Annotated in this window: 8 protein-coding genes; 5 read left to right on the top strand and 3 right to left on the bottom strand. The window is 56.4% G+C overall.

Annotated elements, in window-relative coordinates:
- Positions 1 to 312 precede the first annotated feature (312 nt).
- The 3 genes from purN (at position 313) to GBM95_RS10215 (ending at position 2529) form a co-directional block, all read left to right on the top strand.
- Positions 313 to 963, top strand: coding sequence for a phosphoribosylglycinamide formyltransferase (gene purN, locus GBM95_RS10220; protein WP_152159002.1), 651 nt, complete (start codon positions 313 to 315; stop codon positions 961 to 963).
- An 87-nt stretch (positions 964 to 1050) separates the two neighbouring features.
- Entirely contained in the window at positions 1051 to 1272 is a 222-nt protein-coding gene (locus GBM95_RS12745; protein ID WP_226963275.1) for a hypothetical protein, read from the top strand.
- Between the two features lie 138 nt (positions 1273 to 1410).
- Entirely contained in the window at positions 1411 to 2529 is a 1119-nt protein-coding gene (locus GBM95_RS10215; protein ID WP_226963274.1) for an RsmB/NOP family class I SAM-dependent RNA methyltransferase, read from the top strand.
- A 78-nt stretch (positions 2530 to 2607) separates the two neighbouring features.
- Here the strand turns inward: GBM95_RS10215 and GBM95_RS10210 are convergent, their stop codons facing one another.
- From GBM95_RS10210 to GBM95_RS10200, 3 genes are all read right to left on the bottom strand, one after another.
- Positions 2608 to 3096, bottom strand: coding sequence for a hypothetical protein (locus GBM95_RS10210; RefSeq protein ID WP_226963273.1), 489 nt, complete (start codon positions 3094 to 3096; stop codon positions 2608 to 2610).
- A 164-nt stretch (positions 3097 to 3260) separates the two neighbouring features.
- Positions 3261 to 3731: a CYTH domain-containing protein gene (locus GBM95_RS10205; RefSeq protein WP_152159000.1), complete on the bottom strand. Its 471-nt coding sequence runs from the start codon at positions 3729 to 3731 to the stop codon at positions 3261 to 3263.
- Between the two features lie 184 nt (positions 3732 to 3915).
- Complete coding sequence (locus GBM95_RS10200; RefSeq protein ID WP_152158999.1) at positions 3916 to 5517, bottom strand: Na/Pi cotransporter family protein; 1602 nt, start codon at positions 5515 to 5517, stop codon at positions 3916 to 3918.
- Between the two features lie 129 nt (positions 5518 to 5646).
- Between GBM95_RS10200 and GBM95_RS10195 the strand changes: the two genes are divergently transcribed.
- Both GBM95_RS10195 and GBM95_RS10190 read left to right on the top strand, forming a co-directional pair.
- The gene (locus GBM95_RS10195; protein WP_152158998.1) at positions 5647 to 6549 is read left to right on the top strand and encodes a LysR family transcriptional regulator; all 903 of its coding nucleotides are present in this window, start codon (positions 5647 to 5649) and stop codon (positions 6547 to 6549) included.
- Positions 6550 to 6650: 101 nt separating this feature from the next.
- The gene (locus GBM95_RS10190; protein WP_152158997.1) at positions 6651 to 8177 is read left to right on the top strand and encodes an SLC13 family permease; all 1527 of its coding nucleotides are present in this window, start codon (positions 6651 to 6653) and stop codon (positions 8175 to 8177) included.
- Positions 8178 to 8376: the final 199 nt, after the last annotated feature.

Here is an 8376-nt window from a genome sequence, read left to right as displayed (position 1 = left end):
CAACTAACCTTTAGATTTCAGTTAGTTGCCTTAAATCAAAACTAAGCCGGGATATGAATTTCTTTCAGACTCTGTTAACGGATTCCTGGGAATTCACGATACTGTTGAGCGGCTGGCACTTCTCCCGGAAGCAGAGTTTTGCCCTCCCGGGCCGCTCTGATTCTGAATCGAGGCCAGAGTGACTAGGGGATTTCACTCAAGACGCAGAGAATTAATCCCGGGCTCCCGGCAATCCGAAAGCGCCTGCGCGCTTAGAATGTCCGCCCACTCCATACCCTCCATTTCTCTTCTCGCCCGTGCGGGGACTCTTTCATGAAGAACATCGTCATTCTGCTTTCCGGCCGCGGAAGCAACTTTGAAGCCATCCTGCGCACGGCGCGCGCTGAAAACTGGGAAGCCGACGGCCTCAGAATCGCCGCGGTCTTCTCGAACCGTCCGGACGCCAAGGGGCTCGCAACTGCCCGCGCTGAAGGCCTTGACGCCTTTGCGGTCGACCACAAGGCCTTCCCCACGCGCGAGGCTTTTGAAGAAGAGCTCGCGCGTCAGATTGAGCCCTATGAACCCGCCGTCATCGTGCTCGCGGGCTTCATGCGCATCCTGACGCCGGGCTTCGTCTCCCGCTGGGAAGGAAAGATTCTCAACATTCACCCGGCGCTTCTGCCCCTCTTTCCGGGGCTTGATACGCACCGCCGCTGCATTGAAGCGGGCTGCCGCGTTCACGGCTCGACCGTGCACTTCGTCTCCGCCGTGCTCGACGGGGGCGCGATCATCGGCCAGTCCGTGGTGCCGGTGATGACGACCGACACGCCCGAAACGCTCGCCGCGCGCCTTCTCCCCTATGAGCACAAGGTCTATCCGAAGTGCGTGAAGGCGGTTGCCGAAGGCCGCGTGAAGCTCGTTGACGGCCGCGCCGTGATGGACGACGCCACCGCGCGCGAACTTGCCGTCTTTTATGCGGAATAACGCTTTCCGCTCTGAACCCTATTTATTTCGGGACGCCCAATGAAGCGAAGGCGCTTCTTTCCAACGTCCCTTTGACCGAGACAGAACATGCCTGAAAATCATCCCCGGCGCCGCGCCTTTGAAATGCAGAAGCCCCGCCGTACGGAGCGCGCCGAACCGGGCCGCCGCCGTACTGAACGCCAGATTGCCGCCGATAAGCGCCGCCGCGAGGAGCGCGCCCGTGAAGGCTTCGTGAAGCATTCGGGCCCGAAGACTCCCGAACACCGCATGGCGCCCCGCGCGCCCGGCCGCGTCCGCGTGACGACCTGATCGTTGACGAGCTCGCCCGCGCGCTCAAGGTGATTCTCAAGTTCGACGGCCCGGCCGACGTGCTGATGAAGCTCTTCTTCAAGAGCAACCCGCAGCTCGGCATGCGCGACCGCGGCATCATCGCTGAAGGCATCTACGATGCGCTTCGCCGCTACGGCACGGCTTCGCGCCGCCATGCGCCCGGTGCATCCGGACCGCGCGCCGAAGCTCGCGGCCCTCGCTGTCCTTGCCCGCCAGCACGGCCTCGAAGCGATTTCGCCCGCGGCCATCGGCTCCGAGGAAGGCCCGCTGAAGAATGTCCTCGCCTTTGATGCGGAAAAAGCGCCCGCGCACGTGCGCGCCGAGCTTCCGCAGTGGCTCTTCGACCTGATTGAGGCGCAGTACCCGGATTCCCAGGATCTCTACCGCGCGATGACGGAGGGCGCCCCGCTCGACCTTCGCGTGAACCTCCTGAAGGCCACGCGCGAGGAAGTGCTCGCCGAGCTCGCAAAGAACGGCGTTGAGGCGCTTCCGACGCCGCTTTCGCCCGACGGCGTGCGTCTTCCTACGAAGCCCGGCCTCACCCGCTGGCCGATCTACAAGGACGGCCTCGTCGACGTGCAGGATGAAGGCTCGCAGCTGATCGCGCGCCTCCTCACGCCCCGCCGCCGCGAGATGGTCTGCGACTTCTGCGCGGGCGCGGGCGGCAAGACCCTTGCATTGGGCGCCCTCATGCGCTCGACCGGCAGCCTCTACGCCTTCGACGTGAATGAGAAGCGCCTCGCAGGGCTCGCTCCCCGCATGCGCCGCGCCGGCCTCACGAACGTTCATCCGATCGCGATCAGAAGCGAACAGGATCAGCGCGTGAGGAGGCTCAACGGCAAGTTCGACCGCGTTCTCGTCGACGCTCCCTGCACGGGCACGGGGACGCTGAGGCGCAACCCCGACCTCAAGTGGCGTCTCTCGCCCGAGGAGCTCGAGCGCATCAACGCCATCCAGAAGAGCGTGCTCGCGAGCGCTGCAAAGCTCGTGAAGAAGGGCGGGCGCCTCGTTTATGCGACCTGCTCGCTTCTGAAGCGCGAGAACCAGGATGTCGTGGAAGCCTTCCTCGCCGCCAATCCCGGCTGGCGTCTCGTCCCCGTGAAGGAAGTTTTCGAGCAGCAGGGGATTCACTTCGGTCCCGGTCAGCTCGAGCGCTTCGAGGGCTACATGCAGCTCCTGCCGCACGTGAACAACACGGACGGCTTCTTCGCTGCAGTTCTTGAGCGCGATGAGTAAGGCGTTGCGCTGAAAAAGCGCCGCTCTTAAAAGACCAGAAGGCCCGGAAGTTCCGGGCCTTTTTAGTGGATCTTTGCGTTAGTTATCGATCCAGCCTATGACCTTCTTGGCGGCGCGAAGATAGTTGGTGTTCTCCATTCCTTTAAGTCCGAGAGCTTCGACAACTGCAGCCATTGAATCGTAGTTCTCGCTTTCGCAGCAGGCTGTTTCAACCCGGGCCCCATTGAACCAGACTTCGGCGTATTCGCAAATAATGCCGTTGACGGAGAATCCAAAGCGCTTTTTTTCTACCGAAACCAAAGCCAGATCCGGGTTGGCACGGACGAGGTTCTTGAACTCTTCAAACGTGCAGGAATCACCAGTCTCCGGCAGATCTGCCTGAAGCGCAGAAAAGATGGCCAGTAATTCGTCGCGCTTGACGGGGAACTGAAATTTTCCCCGGGGTTGGAAAATTTCAAACCCTTCAGGAGTTTCTCCCGTTTTGGTTTTAATGTCGAGCAGCCCGTCCCGAACCTTGACGTTGGCTTCATCCGTGTGACGAGAGAGTACGTAGGTTTCGGCCGGCATGACGCGCGCCTTGAAAAGCTGAGCCTTGCACTGCCACATGTGCGTTTTGACGCTTTCAATGACTTCTTTGCCGAAGACCCGGAATTCTGCACGGGGAATAATCTTGGCGGCTTCAGCTGCAGTTGTTGCCTGATTCTTAGCAAACGTATCCGTCATGGTGAACCTCACTTTTCCCACGTGCTGAAGGGATGGGCAACCAGGTTTGAGTTGAAGTATCTCGGATCACCGGATACCTCTTCACCAATCCAGTCCGGTTTTTCAAAAGGCGTGTCTTCGCTCGGCAATTCAATTTCCGCCACGATGAGGCCGGCATTAACGCCGAAAAATTCATCGATTTCCCACGTGAAGCTGCCCATGGGAATTTTGTAGCGTGTTTTCTCGATGATGGGCTGTTCCGCAAGCTTCTCAAGCATCGTCACGCAATCACTGAAAGGAATCGGATACTCAAACTCCATGCGCGTAACGCTGATCGTGGGGCCCTTAACGGTGATTACCGCTTTCTCACCCACCGTGCGGATGCGCACAGTGCGTTCCTTGGCACTGTTGAGATATCCCTGACGATAGTGCACGCCTTGAGCTAATGTGCGCCAGGCATCACCCTTGACGAGAAATTTCCTTTCGATTTCCTTTGCCATGCTCATGCTCCTCATGCAAACTGAACTTTTCGGAAGTTCGGGATCTCCGGGAGAAAAATCAAATCCTCTACAAAGATCTTTATCTTCATTCTGAGGCAGCGTGATGCACTTGGAATGGCAATTCAAAATCGGATCCATCAGCAATCCTGATGGATGAGTCGCGCTACAGATGTCGCTAGAGGCATCAGGCAGAGCGGGCAGCATTCATCAGAATTGCAGCAACCCGTCGATAGAGAGCCAGAAGCTCAACGTGCAGAGCACTGGTTTCCACAGATTCTGATACCCCGGAGGCCACGCGATCCATGTGTCTGACGACGAGCTCAAAATCCTTTCCGCTTAATGCCTGTTCCTCCTTTGCCAGCATGTGAATCAAGGCTTCCTTGTTTCCACTCTGAGAAACAAGCTCCTCAAGCTCTCTGAGCATGTTGGCTACTTCGTCGTGCGTGGCAAGAAGCTCTGTAAGCCCAGGAGAAGAGAAAAAGCGACTGTCCCGCCATTTGTTTTTGCGTATGGTTTTAAAGATCTGGCCGCAAACGCTGACCGCGAATCCAAGCGAATCACTCAGGGTAGAGGCCCGATCCCAGTTGCGGGATTCTTCAGCTGTGAGTCCGAGTCGGACAACTGCGGCGAGGTAGACGGATACCGCACGACAGCGTCGCTCAAGAAGCTTTCTGCGGCTTTCCATCAGAAGAAGCTCTCCGGCAGGAGGGTTGATGGAAAGCATTTTCCGAAGATCCTCCCAGTATCGTTCCAGAATTTCGGCGGTTTTGGCGATTTCTTTCTTCGCCAGCCTGAGGGAAGTTTTCACAGAAAGGAGATTTTCCTCGGCGAGAAGTTCAACTTCCCCGTCGGAAGGAAGAGGTTTCGCAGGGAAAAGCGCGTCAATGAGCTTTGCAGCCGGACCTACAAAAAGGAGTCCGAAGATACAGACGACAGCATTGTAGGCAAGGTGGAAAAGCACAATGCCGTCAGGGTATGCCGAAAAATAGGTTTTGACTGAAGGCGCCAGCCACAGGGTTACGGCGCCTAAAACAAATCCGACCGTTCGGAATAAGCCGTTCCCCAGGGGAGCCTTCCTTGCTGTGCGAGAGCTGCCGGAAGTGGTCAGGATGGCAAGGAGAGCGCTGCCGAGATTTGCTCCAAGTACCACCCAGAGACCGGCTTCCATGGAGAGAATCCCAGCTGCATAAAAGGCTGCAGTGGTAGCGACGACTGCGAGACTTGAAAAGAATAGAAGTGCGAGCAGTATTCCCAGCAGAATGCTCAGGGGAGCTGAAGCCTCAAACCACTGAGCTGCCGCTGTCAGTGCTTCACTTTCCCGAAGCGGAAGCGTCCCCTCCATGATCATACGAAGCGCCATCAATATGAAGGCAAGGCCCAGCAGAATGCGGCCGAATTGCCCTGAGCGTTCGTTCGTGCGCCGCAAAAAGAGAAATGTGCCCGCAAGAATAAGGACAGGCACTGCCGAAGAAAGATCCAGCGTGAGTACGCGCACCATAAAGGCGCTGCCAACATCAGCACCAAGCACCGCGGCTAGTGCAATGGCTGTTGTGACCAGCCCGCCGGCCTGAAGACCTGCTACCAGCAGAGCGGATGCGGTCGAACTCTGCAACACGGCAGCAAGGGAGAAGCCGGCCAGAAAGCCCAGGAAACGGTTTTTAAGGTATTTTGCAAGACAGACCCGGAGAGATTCACCGAAGGTTCGGAGAATCCCGGTCTTTACCATGTATGTGCCCCAGACAAGGAGCGCTACGGCGCCGGCGATCTGAAGCAAAAGCGCAGGCATAGAGGCTCCTTTCCCAGAATTGATGCATGGTTCAATTGTATGAGCGGATGCAAAGCGAACTCATTAGATCCTGAGCATTCATCCATAATGAATGCTTATTGATGGACCTCTTTTCTGCTAAGCGATACCATGCTTTCACTTACTCATCTGCGGACTTTCATTACGACTGCGCGCGTGATGAATTTCACGCAGGCATCGTACGAACTTTGCCTCTCCCAGCCTGCCGTGAGCGGACACATTGCCGCGCTGGAGGCTGAGCTCGGCGTGAAGCTTTTTGAGCGAACGGGACGGAAGGTGGTGCTCACGGACGCTGGTCGCCTGGTGCTGCGCGCCTCGCTCGACATTACGGATCGCATCAGGACCCTGGAGGGAGAGCTTGAAGATCTGAGTCAGCTTCACAGCGGGACGATTCGGATTGGTGCGTCAAGGATCATTGGTGTCTATCTGCTTCCCAAAATTCTGACGGCGTTTCGAGAGGCTTTCCCTGATATCGAACTGCTTGTCTCCATCCATACGGCGCATACTATTGGTCGCCTGGTTGAGGAAAATGCCTTTGATCTTGCTGTTGTTGCAGAAGGAGATGAGCATTTGCGGACCGGGAATGTCGGGGTCAAGAGGATCGGAACGGATCGGCTCGCAATTGTAGCGCCGGCCGGCAGCAGATTTCGAAAAGGAAATGTGCTTTCTGCCGAGGAAGCAGCTCTCGAGCAATTCATTCTGCCGGGACGGAGCACCGCCTCTGCGCAGAACCTGCGCCGTCAGCTGGAGGGACTTGGGATACGCCTGAAAAGTACGATTGAGATGGATGACGCAGGAGCAATCAAGAGAGCAGTTGAAGAGGGAGCTGGCCTCGCCGTGATTTCCCGTGCGGTCGTGGAGCGCGAACTCGAGGATCATCGGCTGGTTGAGCTTTCAGTCCCGGGCTGGGAGCCTCGCCGCGGAATCTTTATGCTGTGGCGGCAGGATCGGCGTTTTTCTCGCAATACAGAAGTCTTTATGGAGTTTCTGAAGCAGAAGCTGGCTGATAGCTGAAACAATAAGCAAGCGTTATGGGTTGAATCACGTTATACGATTCTTTCAGGGTGCAGGGCCTTCAGAATAGAGGCAAAGGACCTTTCTCTAAAGGAGGCCGTATGACTGTCAATAACCAGGTCGATCGGGGGACATATGATCCCCTCGACATGAACAGCTATTCGCTCAATCGCATCCCAAAGCGGCCGCTCTCTCCTGCAGGGCGTTTCTTCAGGCTTTGGGGACTTCCTATTGCTGCTGTGATCTTCGTCGTTTCTGCCTATCTCGTGCAGTTTCCGATTCTCGACCACCGTCAGCAGATCATGTTCGGGCTGTTTGCTACAGCGCTTTTCCTTTGGATTTCAGAGGCGGTACCCAACTATCTCACGTCCATGCTGTTCATCTGCGGTCTGGTACTTACTGGCATTCTCAAGGCAAAGCCAGCGATGGCAACCTTGGGTGATCCCGTGATCTGGCTGAATGTGTCCGCCTTCATCATGGCGAGCGCCATGGTGAAAACCGATCTTGTCAAACGCGTCGCTCTGTGGCTCATCATCCGTTTCGGCAAGAACGCTGGAATGATCTTCATGACATTCCTTGCCATCAATTTGATCCTTGCGGCCTTCATTAACGCCACAGCAGCCAAGGCCGCACTGATGATGCCGCTTTTCATGGTCGTCTCCGCGATCTATGGGGCGCCGGGGACGGATACCACCAACAACTTTGCGCGCAATCTTGTCCTGCACAACCTGCTCATGATCAATGCATCCTGCAACATGTACATGACCGGTTCTGGCGCGAACCTTATGGCCGTTGCCCTTCTTGCGGGCGCCGGGACGACGATCTACTACTTCGACTGGTTCGCTGCGGGCGTGCCTCTCGTGATTGCCTTCGGCATCATCTCCTATGTGATTGGGGTTCGCTTCGTTTTCCCGCTTACGAAGGCCGATCGCGAGCCTAAGCTGCAGGGTGGTCGTGAGGCACTCATCAAGGCCTATCAGGAGCTGGGAAGCCTCAAGCTTTCGGAAGTGAAGGCCGCGGCAATTTTCCTTCTCGTGCTCATCGTCTGGGCCACGGATAAGCTTCATGGCCTTAATTCCACCATTGTGGCCATGCTTGGTGCGGTCATCATGCTCGCTCCGCAGCTGAAGCTGATTAGCTGGAATGACGTTGATATACCTTGGCACCTGATGATCTTCTCGGCAGGTGCATATTCACTTGGCGCCGGTCTGACGAACACAAAATTGATGGAAGTTCTGACGAAGCATCTGATGGATGCATTCGGCATGAATTCGATGTCGTACTTCGAACTCTATGCAGTGCTTACGGCCATTTTCATCGCCAGTCACTTCATCTTCCAGAGCAAGAATATGCGCACGATCATTTTCATACCGATTGTGATCGGCATTGCTCAGGCTATGGATATCAGCGTTCTGGCGCTGGGCTTGCCGGTAGCGCTCTGCGTCAATGTCTGCTGGTCTCTTCCCTTCAACGCTAAACCCAATGCCATGCTCTACGGCACCAACAAGTACACAATGAGCGAATCTTTCTGGTATGGGTTTGTCATGTCCGTGCTCTACTGGCTGCTGCTTCTGCTGGCAGGAGGCACGTACTTCATCTGGCTCGGGATCTCTCCAGGATTCTTCTGATGCATGCGAGCCGGCGGATTGGCCCTTTCTGCCATGGGCTGGCTGCCGGCTCACCCCCTAAAAAACAAAGGCATTCGTCCGCAGATGAATGCCTTTGTGCTCGTGTGCCCGGCATTGGCGATTTCTATAGGGTGAAAGTCCCGATGAGCAGGAGGTAGTGCCAAGCTCACAGCCAGAGGCAAGGGTGTCCGTCGTGAGG

The organism is Sutterella seckii (genome assembly GCF_009183815.1).
Classification (GTDB): Bacteria; Pseudomonadota; Gammaproteobacteria; order Burkholderiales; family Burkholderiaceae_F; genus Sutterella; species Sutterella seckii.
The sequence above is the reverse complement of the archived record's forward strand: the minus strand, read 5'-3'. Positions and strand labels throughout refer to the sequence as shown.